Genomic DNA, 16082 nt, shown 5'->3' with positions numbered 1-16082 from the left:
CGAAGATTGCGATTTTCCGGTATTCTATCACTCAGCAGTAGTCGACCGCACCAAACGCGTATTTGCGGAGAACCTCCATTGCTGGCGCGCCTCCGAATTGCTCTTCGAGGCGAGTTGCACGGCAAGCGCCAGCAAGGAGAAGTAAATGAAATGCTGAGGCTCGTGAGGAACTTCAAATTGTGAATTCACAGCCAACAGTGTCAGCAATCCGAATGAGAGAGATTGGCAGAGAATTCGAACTGAACGCTCTCGGCTTCGGAATGCAATCAAAAGCGGCTGAAGAATGAACGCAACCACGCAACAGAAGTAAGGAATGCCATACTGAGCAGCATTTCGAAGTCCGCTCTCAGTAATTGCGCCCCTGTGTTCGGTGAGGCCCGAATCGGAGTAGATATTGGTGCCATACTGTATCACCGGATCTTCATGACCAACCCCAATCCAGGGACTTCCGCTTATCGTTTCCTTTAGAATGTCATTGAGAAGCGCGCGCCCGGCGGACAGATCGCCGTTTTTATACTGCGCAACGCTTGCACCCTGAAGCTCGGTTCGTACGTAGAATATTGCGTCGTTCAGCAGGTCGGGCTGTAGAAAAAAGATCGAAATAGCTAGGAAGACCGGAATGTACAGGACGGCTTTGACGGCATTGCCTACTTTGATAAGTTCAACTGCAAATGCGAATGCCACAGCGAGCAGGATGAGATAACCCCCGGCCGATTTTGCGAGCAAAATCGAGATCATTGAAGCAACGATCATCGATGACCTTTCGAACAATCCTAACTTTCCGATGTTCGAGACGGCGACTATCATCACCAAGAACGCTAAGTCGATTAGTACGCTGTGTCCGGTCTGCCAGGCTAGTAGCCGGACACGTTCTCCCGCCAAGAAGTCGTCGATCGGATTTCGTATTTCAATGAAACGAGACAGTAAAACAGATACGACAAAGTAGGCGAGCATGTTCAGCAGGGAAAGCCGCCCCAACGTCCTAAAAAATGTTGTTCTGTTGTTGCTTGTCAATGCATCGGTCGCAAACCACAGAGCGAAGGCTTCGACAAAGATCACACCTCCGATGTTCAGGACATTGCCGCCGCTGTCGGAATAGAGGAAAAGCAACCCTATCAGTAGAGCGAATTTTATGGCGACAATTATAGGGACGTCCACGTCCGGAAGCCTGCCGATACGGGCATAGTGAAGAGCCCCCCCGACCAACACCGCCCCATAGAGGGCATAGACTGCGGGCCAATAGAGGACGTAAATGACGGGAAGAATAGAGAACAATACGAACCAAACACCGAATTTGACTGCTCCCCGTTCAGATTGCGCGACCTTAGATTTCAGCTGTGTCATCTGAGGGCCTTCTCAACCATAGTTCTAAACCCACCGAATTGACGGGGAATAGCCGCTCGCAGCGGGTAGAGTGCTCTGCTCACCGAGCGCTGCCTTGCGCCGGATCGTCCCTTGGGTCCTAGGTTATACAACATGATCAGTCGTAAGCTAAAAGTTCTTCACATCATCGCTAGTGTTGATCCTGCCTTTGGCGGCCCCGTTGAAGGCATTCTGCAACAGAACCGCGCAACACGCTCAATTGAGCGCGAGATCGTTTCGCTCGATCCAGCAGATGCCCCGTTCCTGCTCGACTTCCCGATCAAGACCTACGCCCTAGGCTCCTACAAGACCGGACAGGGCTGGCGCAATTTTGTTAAGCGCTATGGCGTCAGCGGCCACCTAATACCCTGGTTGAAATCCCACGTGCGCGATTACGATTGCATCGTAGTGAACGGGTTGTGGAATTTTTCAACTTTTGCGGCATCTCGCGTGCTTCCGAACGGTGGCGTTCCATACTTCGTCTTTACCCATGGGATGCTCGATCCCTGGTTTCGAAGCAGCTTTCGAGCGAAGCATGCTCTCAAGCAGTGCTTCTGGCTCTTCAACGAAGGTCGCCTTTTGGCAAACTCGAATGCTGCGCTTTTTACAACCCAAGAGGAGCGAGAGCTAGCGAGAACAATGTTCTGGGGCTTCGATTACGAGAAGGAAGTAGTCGGCTATGGAACCTCCGATCCTCCTCCGGCCAACCAAGACCAAGAAAGGCAATTCCGCCGACTTGTACCAGGTTTGGGAGCGAGGCCGTTCATACTTTTCCTGAGTCGCATTCACCCGAAGAAGGGCTGTGATTTGTTGATCGAGGCGTTCGCAAGGGTCGGACGTCAGTTCTCTGGGACGGATCTGGTCATTGCCGGACCGGATCAGTCAGAAATGCTTGGCGCGTTCAAGAAATTGGCGACTGAACGTAGAATCGCCGATCGCGTGCACTTCCCAGGTATGCTGACCGGAGAAGCGAAATGGGGTGCATTCAGGTCTGCCGACGCATTTGCACTTCCGTCGCACAGTGAAAACTTCGGCATTGTAGTCGCTGAAGCTTTGGCTTGCGGTACTCCGGTTCTAGTTTCAAACAAAGTGAACATTTGGCGGGAAATTAAGTCTGCTAAGGCAGGGTTCGTAGAGGAGGACACGATCGAAGGTACCACATCGGCGCTCAGCGACTATCTAAGCTTGAGGTCGGCAGCGAAGGAACAAATGAAGCTCAACGCCCGCGTCTGTTTCGAGCAAAACTTCGACGTTCAGAAAAATGTGGACGCATTCGAAAGCCTTGTGCAACGTGCTGTATTTGCAGCGGGTCTTGTGCACGGAGATGCTCATTCGGCCGCACGAGACCGCCAGGATCTCACATAATCTATCTTGTAAGTAGACGGCATTGTAGCGTCCTCTGGAATACCGCACCCTTTCTCATGAACTTCGCTATCGAAGACCATGTGCATTGGTCTGTGCCATAATCGGTTTTCGGTGCGCCGAACCAAACTTCCGTCCACAAAGAATTCGATTTGTTTGGATGTCCAATTCAAACCAAAGACATGGAAGTCGTCTGCAAAATCAAAGGGAGCAATCCAAGACGCTTCCGAAATCTGATCCGAAGTGAACCCCGGTAGCTGATAAACGTGCAGCGTCATTCGGTATTTGTTCACGACATCGCGCCGGTCTTTGCACAATTCAAATACATCAATCTCTTCCTGCTCATGCTCATACTTCTTATAGAACCAGAATGAGCTTAGTGCGGCCGAGCGCATGGCTTTAGCACGGGCCTCGAAATATCCATACAGCACTGGTTGGATGCTTTTAACAATGGCCGTTGACCATCTTCCATATCCCGCGTTAGCAAGTCGTGGAGGAGGGTCGCGTAGTTCACACGTTATATTTAAGCACCCTTCACTTAGAGCAACATTTTCTGACGAGAAGAAGGATGGCTTCATACCGTTCCAGGAGTCGGTCGGCGACCATTTTGAGCCGTCCAGCGCAGTCCCGTTGAACTCGTCGCTGTGGGAGTCCATCTTTTGCCACTCACCATTGTTGGATTGATCTGACAACGGGAGTGCATCAGTGTGCCTTAATGGGGTCGTTCCCGGCGTGCCTCTCCTCAGGAACTCAGTGGCTCGCGACGCTCCGAATCTGAGAGATGGGAGCGCAAGCATGCCCATCGCAATTGAGCGCCTGGTAGGTCGCCTACTCATTCCTTATCGATCCGAAACTGACGTGATACCGCTCGCAAGCGAAACCACAGTTGAACTATTACGAATGCCGTGACGAGCATGTGCAAGCCTAGCAGTGGCGCCGTGACCGCAACAAGACTACCGTCGTACCACTTGCAAGCAGTGTACGATGTGGCAAGCCCAACAATGCTCAAAAAAGAGAATATGCGTGAGGCGGCGATGTGCTGATTGATCGAGGCGAGAGGCATCAGCGCCGCGCTCCAGAGCATCTCGAAAGCAACGGCAAGAAGCAGCAGGAAGAAAAATGGTTGTTCAGCAACCACCCTTCGGTGGGTCCAAGTTGCCAATAACACGCCTCCGCTAACATTCAGCGTTCCAACGTAGACAATCGTGACCGCTATCGTGCCTGAAATATGGAGGCGCGCGAGCCTCGCGAATTGTTGGAAACGTTCCAATCCATACAGTCGGGAATATTCAGGAGTAAAGGTAAAGTTGACCATGTTTATGGCGGAGGTGCCGAGTCTTGCCAACGTTCTTGAGGTTGAAAAAATAACGACTTGAATCGGCGTCCCTATGGCTCCGAGGATTACGACTGGTCCCTGAATTGTTAGAGCTTGTCCAATGGAAACCAACATGAAGCTAAGGGAGGGGTGGAATAACCTCCTGGTCTCGTCGAGGGAAGCATGCCGAATACCGAGTGCTAGCCATGGCTCAAGGAACCTCAACCGAAGCCATACCACGAAATTAAAGGCGATTCGATTAGCAACGATCGCTAGGGCCGCGGCAACGATATCTTCGTTCCAGCTTGCTGCAATTACAGTTGCAACGCCCTCCATCAATCTAGCTGAAGCGCTCCAGAAGACTTCTTCTGCCGGCCTTCCTGCGGATCGCAGACCGCTCGCAAATAGCAGCAGATATTGGGTCAGGAGAACATTGATGGCGAGAAGGATCAGAACGGCTATGGCAGATGCTTCCTTCGTGGATCCCAACGCGAAAATACCGCTGATCTTTAAAAATGGGACGACGCCCACTAGCAGGAGGAGAGCTACGCCTATCACGGCGTTGAGCAACATGAATATGCTCTGATATGTCACCACAGCTCCGGATCTATTTCCCTCGGCTACCTTGATCGTCATGACGTTTTTGGCAGCCATGGTGAAGCCGAGATCTGCAAAAGTCAGATAGGTCGGAATCGCTGATAGTAGAATCCAAACGCCGTATCGTTCCGTGCCCCAGAAATATAGGAGCACGGGAACGAGGGCGAGTTGAACGGCAATGGTGACTGCTTGATTGTAGATTTGTGCGCCAAACGTTCTCACTAAGCGGTTGCGGGACAACACAGCTTCTGTCTTATTCATGCTAAGACACTACTGTTGTCGGAGTGCGAAATTGGCACCGATGGGGAACCGAAGCAGCTGCAATCGAAGAATATTTCGCACACGAGCAAGACGACAGTTTGATGCGATCGTTTAGCGTGTAAGAGCCGTGCTTAACGATCGTAAGGTCGCGTTGATCTTCTATATCTTTCATGATTCAATCTGTGAACGTGGTGGGGCCTTCCAAAAATGTTTGCACCTCTTCGGCCAGAATCGCCGAACTTCCCTCGCTTGGATTCTCTACGATTCATTGCCTCCGTTGGTATAGTGCTCAATCACGTTAGGCGGGCAGTTGTGCCGACCGGCTTTGTTTCAGAGGCTGTTACTCAGGTTGACGCCTTCGTCCTTTTCGTCGATCTGTTCTTTATAATCTCCGGTTTCATAATGTGCTACGTTTACAAGGAAAGCGTGGCCACGCTGCCTCAGTATACGACGTTTTTGCGCAAGCGGTTCGCTCGTCTAATTCCGCTGCATTACGCTGTGTTGTTGCTGTATCTTTCAGTGTTGGCGATTGCGACGGTTTTTCAGGTCAAGATAAATCATCCCGAGGCATTCGACCTGAGCTGCGTCCCGAGTCATCTGTTCTTGACCTATGCGTTCAATACCTGCCCGAAGTTTGCCTTCAACACGCCGGCGTGGTCCATCAGCGCTGAAATGGGCATGTACATTCTGTTTCCTTTACTCATAAAGGCTTCCGTCAGATCAAGAACGATCATGTTTGTTGGGTCTCTGGTCGTTTTGTCGCTGGCTACTTCCCATCTTAACGCGAGGCCTTGGTATGAGTGGACATTTGACTGGGGCGTAGCAAGAGCATTTCCGTCGTTTGTATTTGGTACAATCCTATTCGATCAGCAAGTAAGCGTGACGAAGCTGCCATTTTCTTCCCTCTTGTTTAGGTTGTTCGTCGGAGGCTTTATTTTGGGAGCCGCGTTCGGCATGAACGAGGTGCCATTAGTGGCCATGATTTATTGCATTGTTTTATTTGGGCTCGCTGCCGATTTGAGCAAGGCGCAAGGCTCAATCTCTCCACGTCTCGCACCTCTGGGCCAGTTGACCTACTCAATCTACATGCTCCACGAGCCAATCCTACTGATTATGGTGGACATTCTTGCGGTGAAGTTCCTGCATATTGCCGGAGTGGCGCTAAATTGGACTCTCGCTGGCGTAATGTTACTGATCGTTTCAATCAGCTACGCCTCTTTCACTTGGTACGAAACTCCCGCCAGACAATGGATTGCAGGAGGACGTAGGACGCGAGCGGCCATATCACCGGCTTCGTCTTAGAACACTGGCCATCATTTCGTTGGCGGCCGCTCGAATCCGCTAGCCAGAAATTCAACCTGGAGATCGTCTATGATTGCATTTAGGTTTGTTTGAAACGAGCTGTTCAAATACTTAGTTTCGACTTTCTTTCTTCCATGTTCGCCAAACCGTCGAGCGAGCGAGCGATCTGTTAGCAGCTCGTGGAGCCGGTCTGCTATTGCATCACAATCCCGGTGATCAACGACAAATCCATCGCGGCCATCCGAGACGACTTCTTTGGCAGCGCCGAATGAACTGCAGAGGACGGGCAAGAGGCGAAGCCACGCTTCGAGGTAGACGATTCCAAAGCCTTCCTTCGAAGAAGGTAAGGCAAAAACCGCAGCTCGTAGATAAGCTTGAGCAAGCTCGGTCTCGCTCAAGCGACCGAGAAAGCTCACATTGCCGCTTATTCCGAGGTCGTCGGCTAATCGTTGTAGTTCATCTCGCAACGGCCCGTCCCCGACAACTTCATACCTGACGTCTGGCACCCGTTCTTTTACAAGCGCGATTGATTTTAGCATCTGGTCGATGTTCTTTTGCCGGTCGCCCGAACTCAGTCGCGACACGGTCAACACGACCGGCGCTTCTTTTTCAGGACCGCAACGGGGCAGGTCGATGCTGTCAACAGCATTAGGTAGCACGGTGAACTTAGTGGGGCTTAACCGAAACTCTTTCGCCATGACGTCGGCCGTATGTTGACTGACAGATGCAATCCGATTCACAGCAAGAAGGAACAATCGGTCGTACCACCGCTTTTTTCGGCGCGTGGGCTCATTCCAAACTTCGTCTCCGTGCACGAAGAGTAGTATCGGCATTCTCCAACGAAGGCACCGCACCATGGCTGCAAGGGGGAGAAGATTGACGTGCCCAATGACAAACATGTTTGCCTTCAAGCTACTAACCGCGCTGCGGAACAAATAGCTCGTTCGAGTCGGATAGCTCTTTATGTCGATAGAAAGATTCTTCGGCACTGAATCCCGATCCCGCAGGACGTGCACTTCGGGCGGAGCTTCGCCGCGCGAGTTGGCGCGCCAGATCAGACCTTTGACTACGCGGCGATTGAAGTTTTGTAGTCCGCCCACCAAAGAGTAAGTTTCGAGAGCGCAAAAGACGATCTGCAGCTTAGGTTGGTTTGGAAAAGGAAGCATGTGGGTACACTGATCTGGCCGAATGCGGCGTTCTCTTGGATATGGTGCTGAGGCCGGCTCTGCTCTCTTTTCAGTCGGTCGGCACAGCACTTGTTTGGCGCTTACGCTTCACGACGACCGGACTCCCCGCCGCAATTACCCCCGGAGGGACGTCGTGCAACACTGTGCTTCGTGCGGCGACTATTGTGCCCGCGCCTATAGTAACTCCGGGCGCGATGAAGCAATCTGCGGCAACCCAGACCTCCCGCTCGATCATGATCGAGTTAGCGACGAGGGGGAAGGTAATGTCCTTATAGTCGTGGGTGGCCGCGCAAACGTACGAGCGCTGCGATACGACGGCGTTGTCGCCGATGCTGATCGGCCCGAGGCTGTAGAGCTCGGCGTTGTCCCCGATCCAACAGTAATTCCCGAGTTTGACTTTCCAGGGGTACGTCACGCGCGCCGTAGGCCGCACAAGCACGCCTTTGCCGACTTCAGCTCCGAACAAGCGCAGCAACCATCTTCGCCAGCCGTAGGCTGGTTGAGGTGACCATGCAAACAATGTCTGCTGGACCGTCTGCCACATCAGCACCGTCAGTCCGGAACGTCCTCGAAAGCCGGGCGGCACTTTGGATCGCGAGAGGTCCTGAAACCTCGGTCGCTCATCGAGCGTCATTGCCTTCTCGCAATCAATACGCGTTGGGACGGCCGAAAGTGACCATCACCGTTCCAAGCAAGATCCTCAGATCCAGCCACAAGCTCCAGTTATTGATGTACCACAGGTCATGCTCCACGCGCTTCTGCATCATCTCGAGCGCGCGGGTTTCTCCGCGGTAACCATTAACCTGGGCCCAACCGGTGATGCCGGGCTTGACGTGGTGACGGAAGGCGTAGTTGCCGATGATCTGCTCATATTCGGTGTTGTGGGCGGCCGCGTGCGGGCGGGGGCCGACCAGCGACATGTCGCCCTTGAGCACGTTGAAGAGCTGCGGCAGCTCGTCGATCGAGGTCTTGCGCAGCCATTTGCCGATGGCGGTCACACGCGGGTCGTTCTTCTGCGCCTGCACGATCTTCGGGCCGTCCTCGAGCACGCCCATGGTGCGGAACTTGTAGATCTTGAAGGCGCGGCCGTTAAAGCCGTTGCGGGTCTGGCGGAAGAACACCGGCCCCTTCGAGGTCGCCTTGATCAGCACGGCGGTCACCAGCATCACGGGGGCGAACACGATCAGCGCCAGGGCCGTGCCGGCGAGGTCGAGCGTGCGCTTGAGCGCGCGTTCGTTCCGCGACAGTGGGGCGCGGCGCAGCTCCGCGGTAAAGGTGTTGCCGGTCGCTTGCAGCGGATAGCGCAGGAAGCGCGCGGCGTGGGCATCGGGCACCAGATGCACGGGAACGGGCAGGATCTTCAGCGCGTCCAGTATGCTGTCGATCGCGTGCTGCCGGCTCCAGCTCATCAGCAGGAAGATGTGCTCGACCCGGTTCTCGCGCGCATAGGCGATCAGCTCGTCAAAGCGCGGCGCGATCGCCGACAGCAGCAGCGGCGAGGCGAGGTCGGCGGAGCGGATCTCCATGATCCGCATCAGGCGATAGCCGTGCTGGGCGAGGTCCTTCATGGTGTTGGACGCCGCCGGTAGCCCGAATTCGGCGATCATCACCGCGCGGCTGTTGGCGAACGCGCCGGTCGCAAGCGCCCTAGCGGTCCAGCGCCCGGCGGCGAGCTTCCAGGCCAGCAGCACCGTGAGGCCGACCAGGTAGAACGAGAGCGTGGTGCCGCGGGAGAACTCCTCGCTGATCTTCATGGTGAAGGCGATCGCCAGCAGCGCGCCGAACAGCCCGGTCCACGTCGTCACCGCAATGCGGAACGCGCGCGACAGGTCGGTGATGTTCTTGAGCCGATAGCCCCGCTGGACCGTGGTCAGCAGGATGAAATTTATTGCAACCAGAACGCTCGCCGCGGCGTAGACATCCGCCTTGCCGAGCACCGATTGGGTGTAGAGATGGTAGACGACCGCGCAGCCGATGCCGCTCAGCACCACCAGCAGCCCGTCGATGATCATCACCAGCCGCTCCACAACCAGTGGGCGAAGAAAACTCCAGGCCAAACCTTGAGGTGCCGGCGAAACTGGCTCCACCACGCGAATTTCCGCAGCCGAATCAGGGACGGAAGCAGGTCGAGCCGATAAAAGTGTCATCGCGCTAATGCTCACTTAGGATCAAATCACTATCCGAATACACCGTGCTATCGGGCAGAATCGCAATTAAAACAAGGCGGAGGAAAAAGTAACCTTACCCCAATGGATTGATTGTAGCGCATTTGCCCTCACCCGATATGCCAAAGTTCACAGTTCGTTAGGATGCCTTCAGTGCCTCAGACCCGATCCCAGCGGCGATCCAGGCGACGCTCCAGCCGGTATGTGGCGATCGGTCTTGCGACCGCTGCCGTCCTGGGCTTGGCCATGATAGCACTGCGCCCCGATTCGCTGCCTTCGCGGCCGGCGTCGAACCCCGCGGCCGCGGCAAGTCTGCTCCTCGACGGACCCTACGCGGCGCGCTTTGCCGGCGAATTGATCGCGCTCAAACAGGGCTTTTTCACTTCCCAGATCGCCTTGCGCCCGCACCCTGACGACCCGAACTTCGTTGAAACGATCGCACGCGAGCATGCCATTGGCGTGACAACCGGCCAAAAATTTCTGCTGGCCGCTTGGCGCGGCGTTCCCGTAACGGCGTTCGCCGCAAGCTTCCTCGACACATCGATTGCGATTTTTACCCTGGAAAGCTCTGGGTTGCGTCGTCCGCCCGACCTCGTCGGCAAACGCGTCGGCTACCGCAAGGCGAGCGAAGGAGACGTAATCTTCGATGCGATGATGGCGCAGTTGGGCCTGCCGCGCAGCCAGGTAACGAAAGTGGCCGATCGCGACAGCTTCGATGCGCTCCGTGGCGGTGAGGTCGACGCCATCATCGCCGCGCTCGATGACCAGCCAAGTCCGTCCGGTGCGGGTTACCTCCGGCTGAACGTGATCAAACCGCAGGACTACGGCATTCATGTCCCGGGGCTGGTCTATTTCGCGAGCAATGAGCTCATTCATGACCGTCCATCCGTGATCACCGACGTGCTCCAAGGCCTTATCCGCGGCTGGCAGTCCGTCTATAGCGATTATGCACGGAGCGTGCCTGTTCTCGCCGGCCTTGCCCCCGAAAGGCTTGGCCCGGACCGCCTGAAAGCCGAGTTACAGCAGCAGCGGAGCCTCATCTTGCCAACCGGTGGCCGCATCGCCGACTACGACGAAAGCCGCTGGAGGACCCTTCGGGACATCCTGATGTTCGGGAAGCTGGGTGAGGAGGAGGTGCCGCTCGCCCAGGTGGTCAACTATCAGTTTGTCCGAGACGTTTATCGTCGCTCGCCCGATCTTGGCGCGTCCGGCGCCTGGAGCGGAGACAACTAGGGCCAAGAAGCCACAGTTCTGCGCCATATCGCTCCGAGCCTAAATTCGGTGCGTCGGATCGGTTGCGTTCCTCCCCTGCGCCTTGGTAGTCTGTTTCGGCTATTTCACAGCGATTTCTGGGGTGATCGACGAATCACAGTACTTCCGAAGCAGTTCTCGCAGGGCTGAGTGGCTTCGCTGATGAGTTCGTTGGGGCAAAGGAGCTTACACATGTTCAAGATGTTTGCGCGGGTCGGTCTTCTGGCGTTGGCCACTACCCTGTGTGCAGCGAGCGGCGCAAGCGCCGGCATGCAGATGCCTGCAAGCGCGGCTTTGCTCACGAGCGCCCCCCAGGTAACGCCGATCACCTTTTGGGCACAACCGTATCCATACCGCTATGTGCCGTCGCGTCACTGTCCGCTCGTCCGGGTGGAGACCCCGTACGGCTGGTATTTGGATCGCGTCTGCGCGCCCGAGGGTCCCATCCTCCGACGTGCGTACTGATCCGCTGGACTAAATGATGTTTATCGAGCAAGCAGCCGTGCGGCTCGCGCGGCTGCTTTGTCTATTTTGTCGCCAATGGCCTGCTTTGGGTTTGTGCACCCTGCTGCAGTTCACCATTAATATGTTCGCCGTCTTAGGCGGGCTGCTCGATGGTGAAGATTGTGTTAGCGAGTAAGAACGCGCACGAATCTTGCTTGACGCACCAGCGCGCCACGTGAATGGGCTGTACTGTCGGTTTTTCCGCAGGGATGACCGAAGAGGGGATGTATGACAGGCGCTTCTACCTACGATCTTTCGGGCAAGCGGCTCTTCGTCGCGGGCCATCGCGGCATGGTGGGTTCAGCCGTTGTGCGGCGTCTCGTTTCCGAAAATTGCACGGTGCTTGTTGCCGATCGCCGCGAGCTGGATCTGACGAAGGAAGAGCCGACGCTGCGATGGCTGGAATCCAACCGTCCGGATGCGGTGGTGCACGCTGCGGCAAAAGTCGGAGGCATTGCAGCAAACAGCAGCTTTCCTGTTGACTTTCTCTGCGAAAATCTCGCTATCGAACTCAACGTGATCCGCGCAAGCCACGCCATCGGCGTTCAGCGCCTGTTGTTTCTGGGCTCGTCTTGCATTTACCCCAAGCATGCCAAACAGCCGATAGCCGAGAGCGAATTGCTGACCGGACCGCTTGAGCCGACCAACGAATGGTACGCCATCGCGAAAATCGCCGGTCTCAAGATGTGCCAGGCCTATCGTCGCCAATATGGGGACGATTACATTTCGGCGATGCCCACCAACTTGTACGGCCGTGGCGATAACTACCACCCCGATCACAGTCACGTACCGGCCGCGCTGATCCGCCGCTTCCATGAAGCAAAGCTCGCGCAAGCACCGACCGTGAGTGTCTGGGGCACGGGCACGCCGCTTCGTGAGTTTCTCAACGTCGAAGATTTCGCCGACGCGTGTATCTTCCTTCTGAAGAATTATTCAAGCGACCTGCCGATCAATGTCGGTAGCGGCGACGAATTATCGATTGGAGATTTTGCGGCAACGGTTGCGGACGTGGTGGGCTATCGGGGCAAGCTGGTCTTCGACACGTCCAAGCCGGACGGTACGCCGCGTAAGCTGCTCGATAGCTCGCGGGTGCGGGCGCTTGGTTGGCACCCGAATATTCCTCTGCGCGCCGGTCTCGCCGCTGCGTATGCGGATTTTCTAAAGGGCTACGGCCGTCATCTGGAGGTTAGCGCCACCAGCTAAGCTCAACTATTCTGCCTACAATAATTTGACCCCTGAAAAACTTACTTGGATTGCGCCTTTATGCGTGTTCTTTTGGTCGGCATCAATTATGCCCCCGATCTGATCGGAGTGGCAAAATACAATAGCGAACTCTGCGAAAGCCTCGTCGCCGAAGGTCACGAGGTCAGGGTGATCACGGCTCCACCATATTATCCCACCTGGAAGATTCCTTCGAGCTTCAGTAGTTGTTACTTCAGAACGAGGCATATCGATGGCGTTCGGGTCACGCGGACGCCGATCTATGTGCCCGAACATCCGTCAGGAGCGAAGCGGCTCATCCATCATGCCTCGTTCGCACTCTCGAGCGCAGTGCCGGCCCTCGCGAATGCGCTCTCCTGGCGACCAGACGTCATGATCGCGGTAGCCCCGTCTCTGATGTCGGCTGCCTTCGTCTCGTTCGTTGCTCGTCGCGTCGGCGCCAAATCGTGGCTCCACATCCAGGATTTCGAGGTCGATGCAGCGTTCGATCTTGGTCTGCTGCGCAACGGTTTCTTGCGCAAATGGATGCTTAGGACGGAAGCGGCGATCCTCAAATCCTTCGATCATGTCTCAACGATCTCTCAGCCGATGATGGATCGCCTGATCCTCAAAGGCGTGGGCCTCGATAAAGCAGTTGAGGTCAGAAATTGGATTGACACCCGGGCGATCTGCCCCGCTTCGCGGATGACGAAATATCGCGAGCAACTCAAGCTTGCTGAGAGCGACATCGTTGCGCTCTACTCCGGTACGATGTCGAACAAGCAAGGGCTTGAGTTCGTGATCGAGGCCGCGATCGGGTTGGAGCAAAGCCATCCACATATCCGCTTTATCCTTGCCGGCGACGGACCAGATAAGACGAGGCTCGAGCAAATGGCCGTCGGGCATCCCAACATCCATTTTTTCGGGCTTCAGCCCAAGGAAAGCTTCAACGAGTTGTTGGCAACTGCAGATTTCCACCTGATCCCGCAGAAGGCGGAGGCGGCCGATCTGGTGTTGCCTTCCAAGCTTGGCGCGATCTTCGCGTCCGCTCGGCCAGTCATCGCCATGGCCGAAGAGGGTACGGGGCTTGCGGCGGAAGTCATCGGCGCGGGCCTTGTGATTCCACCTGGAGATTCGTCCGCTCTTCAAGCCGCAATTTGCGAGCTTAGCGAAGCATCCGCGCTCCGCGAGCATTACGCGGAGGAAGGAAGAAAGCGTGCCCTTGATCGGTGGGACCGACAAACAATTGTTCGTCGGTGGTCGGAAGTCATGGCGGAGGAGCGCAAGTCGACAGAACCGAAGGGTATCGGACCGACAAGCGCTAACGACAACATTGGACTTCCAGTGGAGGATGCGGTTCGCTTGCCCTGAGGCGTCTGACCGCGACTGCGGAGAGATGGCGTCGGCCGACGAACAAGAGCAGCCAAAGGTGAGCGTCGCGATGAGCGCTTACCTCCGGGCCGCTCGCGGTGACGGCTGATCTAACTCAGGATCACTCGTGACGCGGAAAGTATCTGAATCCGTGCTGCTTGATCAGTTCGTCGCGCTTTGCCGATTCGAGGTCTTCCTTCATCATTTCCTGAACCAGCGTTTCGAAGGAGGTCGTTGGCTCCCATCCGAGTTTTTGCTTGGCTTTTGATGGATCTCCCAAGAGAGTTGCGACCTCTGTGGGGCGGAAATAGCGGGGATCGACCGAGACGATACATTTGCCAGTAGAGACGTCATAGCCCTTCTCATCGACACCACTGCCTTCCCAGCGGATCAGTATCCCGACTTCGTTCGCTGCCACATTGACGAAATCTCTCACGGAATGCTGCACACCAGTGGCGATGACGAAATCCTCCGGCTTCTCCTGCTGCAGCATTAACCACTGCATCTCGACGTAGTCGCGGGCGTGGCCCCAGTCGCGCAGCGCGTCGAGATTGCCCAAATACAGGCGCTCCTGCAGACCTAAATGGATTCGCGCGAGTGCTCGCGTGATCTTTCGGGTAACGAAGGTCTCACCGCGAACAGGAGACTCGTGATTGAACAGGATGCCGTTGCAAGCATACATGCCGTACGCTTCGCGATAGTTCACCGTGATCCAATAGGCGTAGAGCTTGGCGACTGCGTAAGGAGAGCGCGGGTAAAAAGGAGTGGTCTCCTTCTGCGGAATTTCCTGAACCAGTCCGTATAGTTCGGAAGTCGATGCCTGGTAAAAGCGCGCCGTCTTCTCGAGCCCCACGATGCGCATCGCTTCCAGAATCCGCAGCGTGCCCAGCCCATCGGAATTCGCAGTGTACTCGGGTTCCTCGAACGACACGGCCACATGGCTCTGCGCAGCCAGATTGTAAATTTCGTCAGGCTGTACCTGGGCAACGATCCGGATGAGGCTGGAGGAGTCCGTCAGATCGCCGTAATGGAGGCGGAACGGCGGATCAGGCTCGTGGGGGTCAAGGTAAAGATGGTCAATTCGATCGGTATTGAAGAGCGAGGTCCGGCGCTTGATGCCATGGACTTCATAGCCCTTCCCAAGGAGTAACTCGGCCAGGTAGGCCCCGTCCTGGCCGGTAACACCAGTGATCAACGCGCGCTTTTTGGTCATAAAAATCTCATCGCCATGGATGCGTGTTCTTACCCAAAAGCCCGTCCCGAGGCTACCCGCGGTGCAGCATTTTGGCCCGGTTCGTGCGCTATTATTAACGAGCCGGGCGCATTGCGATTTCGCAGCGGAAGGACGCAGCTAAGATCTCGTGAGTCCGCGGGTCCAGAGCTGAGGGTTCAGATCCGATTCCGTGCGCAAGAAGACGTAGTTGTCCAAAGCCTCACTCAACTGGACGATAATGCCGCTCAGATTGTCCAGAACGAAAAGCGCTCGTCCTTCTCGAACGAGCAATACCAGATGATGTTCTCCTGTCGTGCGGATAGCGACTTCACCAAGGAGCAGAGACGAGCTCGGCCAGCCCGATCGCAGCAGCAGATGGCGCTTCGTTACAGCATTTCCCACAGTTTCCGGCGGAGGGGAAAATCTGCCAGTCATAGTCATTCCGGCTTGCGGATAGACTCTCTGGCGCGATACCAGAATTGACCGTCGAGTTGATCAGGTTGAGCTCGCGCCAGCGCTGTCCTCGAGAGCGAAACTCCGTTATGCGGCGGTCTCGCTGTTCCTTACAGTCGTCGGGATACTGGGTACAAAACAGCATGAATGACAGCGGAGGTACGACCTCCTGCAGTTCAAGAGTGGAGTAAGCGGGCCGGCTGCAAACGCAACACGCCAGCACCAGCATGTCGGATCATCGGATCGGCCTCATGATGGGCTGGACGATCCTTATATATTGCGACGCAATAATGAAAACGCCACATCAAATGTGAGGCAGTAGATGCCTCAATCTGCGCCGTTAACCCAACTCAATCTGTCGGCGTGAGGTCCACTGGGCGGATCTGACGTCCCCGAAAAGCCGAGAGCGGACTTTGCTGAATCGTAAGCGTCGTTCTCACGCCACGGCTTTGAGGGATTGCGCGCGATAGGCCCAGGGAAGCAGCTGATCGATTTCGCTGTTTGGGTGACCGTTGACGATCCTGGTGAGCGCGTCAGTC

15 protein-coding genes are annotated in these 16082 nt (G+C 55.7%); 5 read left to right on the top strand and 10 right to left on the bottom strand.

Going from position 1 to position 16082, the window contains the following annotated elements:
- Nucleotides 1–27: 27 nt before the first annotated feature.
- Nucleotides 28–1344, bottom strand: coding sequence for a hypothetical protein (locus IVB42_RS05650; protein WP_247397803.1), 1317 nt, complete (start codon nucleotides 1342–1344; stop codon nucleotides 28–30).
- A gap of 132 nt (nucleotides 1345–1476) precedes the next feature.
- Here IVB42_RS05650 and IVB42_RS05645 point away from each other — a divergent pair, with 132 nt between their 5' ends.
- Nucleotides 1477–2727 carry a glycosyltransferase gene (locus tag IVB42_RS05645; RefSeq protein WP_247397806.1) on the top strand — a complete coding sequence of 417 codons (1251 nt, stop codon included), beginning with the start codon at nucleotides 1477–1479 and terminating at the stop codon, nucleotides 2725–2727.
- On the opposite strand, the gene IVB42_RS05640 is transcribed toward IVB42_RS05645, so the two are convergent.
- Nucleotides 2691–3416: a family 16 glycosylhydrolase gene (locus IVB42_RS05640; RefSeq protein ID WP_247397807.1), complete on the bottom strand. Its 726-nt coding sequence runs from the start codon at nucleotides 3414–3416 to the stop codon at nucleotides 2691–2693. The two genes, IVB42_RS05645 and IVB42_RS05640, sit on opposite strands and share 37 nt — an antisense overlap.
- A gap of 140 nt (nucleotides 3417–3556) precedes the next feature.
- On the bottom strand, nucleotides 3557–4897 hold the full coding sequence (locus tag IVB42_RS05635) for a hypothetical protein (protein ID WP_247397809.1): 1341 nt from the start codon (nucleotides 4895–4897) through the stop codon (nucleotides 3557–3559).
- Between the two features lie 207 nt (nucleotides 4898–5104).
- Here IVB42_RS05635 and IVB42_RS05630 point away from each other — a divergent pair, with 207 nt between their 5' ends.
- Nucleotides 5105–6199, top strand: a complete 1095-nt coding sequence (locus IVB42_RS05630; RefSeq protein ID WP_247469837.1) for an acyltransferase — start codon at nucleotides 5105–5107, stop codon at nucleotides 6197–6199.
- An 11-nt stretch (nucleotides 6200–6210) separates the two neighbouring features.
- Here IVB42_RS05630 and IVB42_RS05625 read toward each other — a convergent pair whose 3' ends face one another.
- The 3 genes from IVB42_RS05625 to IVB42_RS05615 all read right to left on the bottom strand — a co-directional run bounded on the left by IVB42_RS05625 (nucleotide 6211) and on the right by IVB42_RS05615 (nucleotide 9398).
- Nucleotides 6211–7365 (bottom strand): glycosyltransferase family 4 protein, encoded by a 1155-nt coding sequence (locus tag IVB42_RS05625; RefSeq protein WP_247397811.1) that lies wholly within the window; start codon nucleotides 7363–7365, stop codon nucleotides 6211–6213.
- A 70-nt stretch (nucleotides 7366–7435) separates the two neighbouring features.
- Entirely contained in the window at nucleotides 7436–8020 is a 585-nt protein-coding gene (locus IVB42_RS05620; protein WP_247397813.1) for a WcaF family extracellular polysaccharide biosynthesis acetyltransferase, read from the bottom strand.
- Nucleotides 8021–8033: 13 nt separating this feature from the next.
- Nucleotides 8034–9398 (bottom strand): undecaprenyl-phosphate glucose phosphotransferase, encoded by a 1365-nt coding sequence (locus tag IVB42_RS05615; RefSeq protein WP_247397826.1) that lies wholly within the window; start codon nucleotides 9396–9398, stop codon nucleotides 8034–8036.
- A gap of 399 nt (nucleotides 9399–9797) precedes the next feature.
- Here IVB42_RS05615 and IVB42_RS05610 point away from each other — a divergent pair, with 399 nt between their 5' ends.
- The 3 genes from IVB42_RS05610 (at nucleotide 9798) to IVB42_RS05600 (ending at nucleotide 13877) form a co-directional block, all read left to right on the top strand.
- Nucleotides 9798–10784, top strand: coding sequence for an ABC transporter substrate-binding protein (locus tag IVB42_RS05610; protein WP_247469834.1), 987 nt, complete (start codon nucleotides 9798–9800; stop codon nucleotides 10782–10784).
- 750 nt (nucleotides 10785–11534) lie between these two features.
- A complete protein-coding gene (locus IVB42_RS05605; protein ID WP_247397817.1) occupies nucleotides 11535–12509 on the top strand; it encodes a GDP-L-fucose synthase in 975 nt (324 codons plus the stop codon).
- A gap of 60 nt (nucleotides 12510–12569) precedes the next feature.
- A complete protein-coding gene (locus IVB42_RS05600; protein ID WP_247397820.1) occupies nucleotides 12570–13877 on the top strand; it encodes a WcaI family glycosyltransferase in 1308 nt (435 codons plus the stop codon).
- 121 nt (nucleotides 13878–13998) lie between these two features.
- On the opposite strand, the gene gmd is transcribed toward IVB42_RS05600, so the two are convergent.
- The 4 genes from gmd to IVB42_RS05585 form a co-directional block, all read right to left on the bottom strand.
- Complete coding sequence (gmd, locus tag IVB42_RS05595) at nucleotides 13999–15090, bottom strand: GDP-mannose 4,6-dehydratase (protein WP_247397821.1); 1092 nt, start codon at nucleotides 15088–15090, stop codon at nucleotides 13999–14001.
- 138 nt (nucleotides 15091–15228) lie between these two features.
- The gene (locus IVB42_RS41875; RefSeq protein WP_253075156.1) at nucleotides 15229–15525 is read right to left on the bottom strand and encodes a transglutaminase-like cysteine peptidase; all 297 of its coding nucleotides are present in this window, start codon (nucleotides 15523–15525) and stop codon (nucleotides 15229–15231) included.
- Nucleotides 15419–15688, bottom strand: a complete 270-nt coding sequence (locus IVB42_RS41870) for a transglutaminase-like cysteine peptidase (RefSeq protein WP_253075157.1) — start codon at nucleotides 15686–15688, stop codon at nucleotides 15419–15421. Before IVB42_RS41870 ends, IVB42_RS41875 begins: the two co-directional genes overlap by 107 nt.
- Before the next feature lie 291 nt (nucleotides 15689–15979).
- Nucleotides 15980–16082: transposase domain-containing protein (locus tag IVB42_RS05585; RefSeq protein WP_247295740.1), on the bottom strand; the 103-nt coding region annotated here is incomplete at its 5' end.

This window comes from Bradyrhizobium sp. 45 (assembly GCF_023073155.1).
GTDB lineage: Bacteria > Pseudomonadota > Alphaproteobacteria > Rhizobiales > Xanthobacteraceae > Bradyrhizobium > Bradyrhizobium canariense_D.
This window is presented reverse-complemented; position numbering and strand designations above follow the sequence as displayed.

Coding starts and splice junctions, on each gene's coding strand:
- IVB42_RS05650 (WP_247397803.1), bottom strand. CDS start 1,344: ATGACACAGCTGAAATCTAAGGTCGCGCAATCTGAACGGGGAGCAGTC.
- IVB42_RS05645 (WP_247397806.1), top strand. CDS start 1,477: ATGATCAGTCGTAAGCTAAAAGTTCTTCACATCATCGCTAGTGTTGAT.
- IVB42_RS05635 (WP_247397809.1), bottom strand. CDS start 4,897: ATGAATAAGACAGAAGCTGTGTTGTCCCGCAACCGCTTAGTGAGAACG.
- IVB42_RS05630 (WP_247469837.1), top strand. CDS start 5,105: ATGTTTGCACCTCTTCGGCCAGAATCGCCGAACTTCCCTCGCTTGGAT.
- IVB42_RS05625 (WP_247397811.1), bottom strand. CDS start 7,365: ATGCTTCCTTTTCCAAACCAACCTAAGCTGCAGATCGTCTTTTGCGCT.
- IVB42_RS05620 (WP_247397813.1), bottom strand. CDS start 8,020: ATGACGCTCGATGAGCGACCGAGGTTTCAGGACCTCTCGCGATCCAAA.
- IVB42_RS05615 (WP_247397826.1), bottom strand. CDS start 9,398: ATGATCATCGACGGGCTGCTGGTGGTGCTGAGCGGCATCGGCTGCGCG.
- IVB42_RS05610 (WP_247469834.1), top strand. CDS start 9,798: ATGATAGCACTGCGCCCCGATTCGCTGCCTTCGCGGCCGGCGTCGAAC.
- IVB42_RS05605 (WP_247397817.1), top strand. CDS start 11,535: ATGACAGGCGCTTCTACCTACGATCTTTCGGGCAAGCGGCTCTTCGTC.
- IVB42_RS05600 (WP_247397820.1), top strand. CDS start 12,570: ATGCGTGTTCTTTTGGTCGGCATCAATTATGCCCCCGATCTGATCGGA.
- gmd (WP_247397821.1), bottom strand. CDS start 15,090: ATGACCAAAAAGCGCGCGTTGATCACTGGTGTTACCGGCCAGGACGGG.
- IVB42_RS41875 (WP_253075156.1), bottom strand. CDS start 15,525: ATGACTGGCAGATTTTCCCCTCCGCCGGAAACTGTGGGAAATGCTGTA.
- IVB42_RS41870 (WP_253075157.1), bottom strand. CDS start 15,688: ATGCTGTTTTGTACCCAGTATCCCGACGACTGTAAGGAACAGCGAGAC.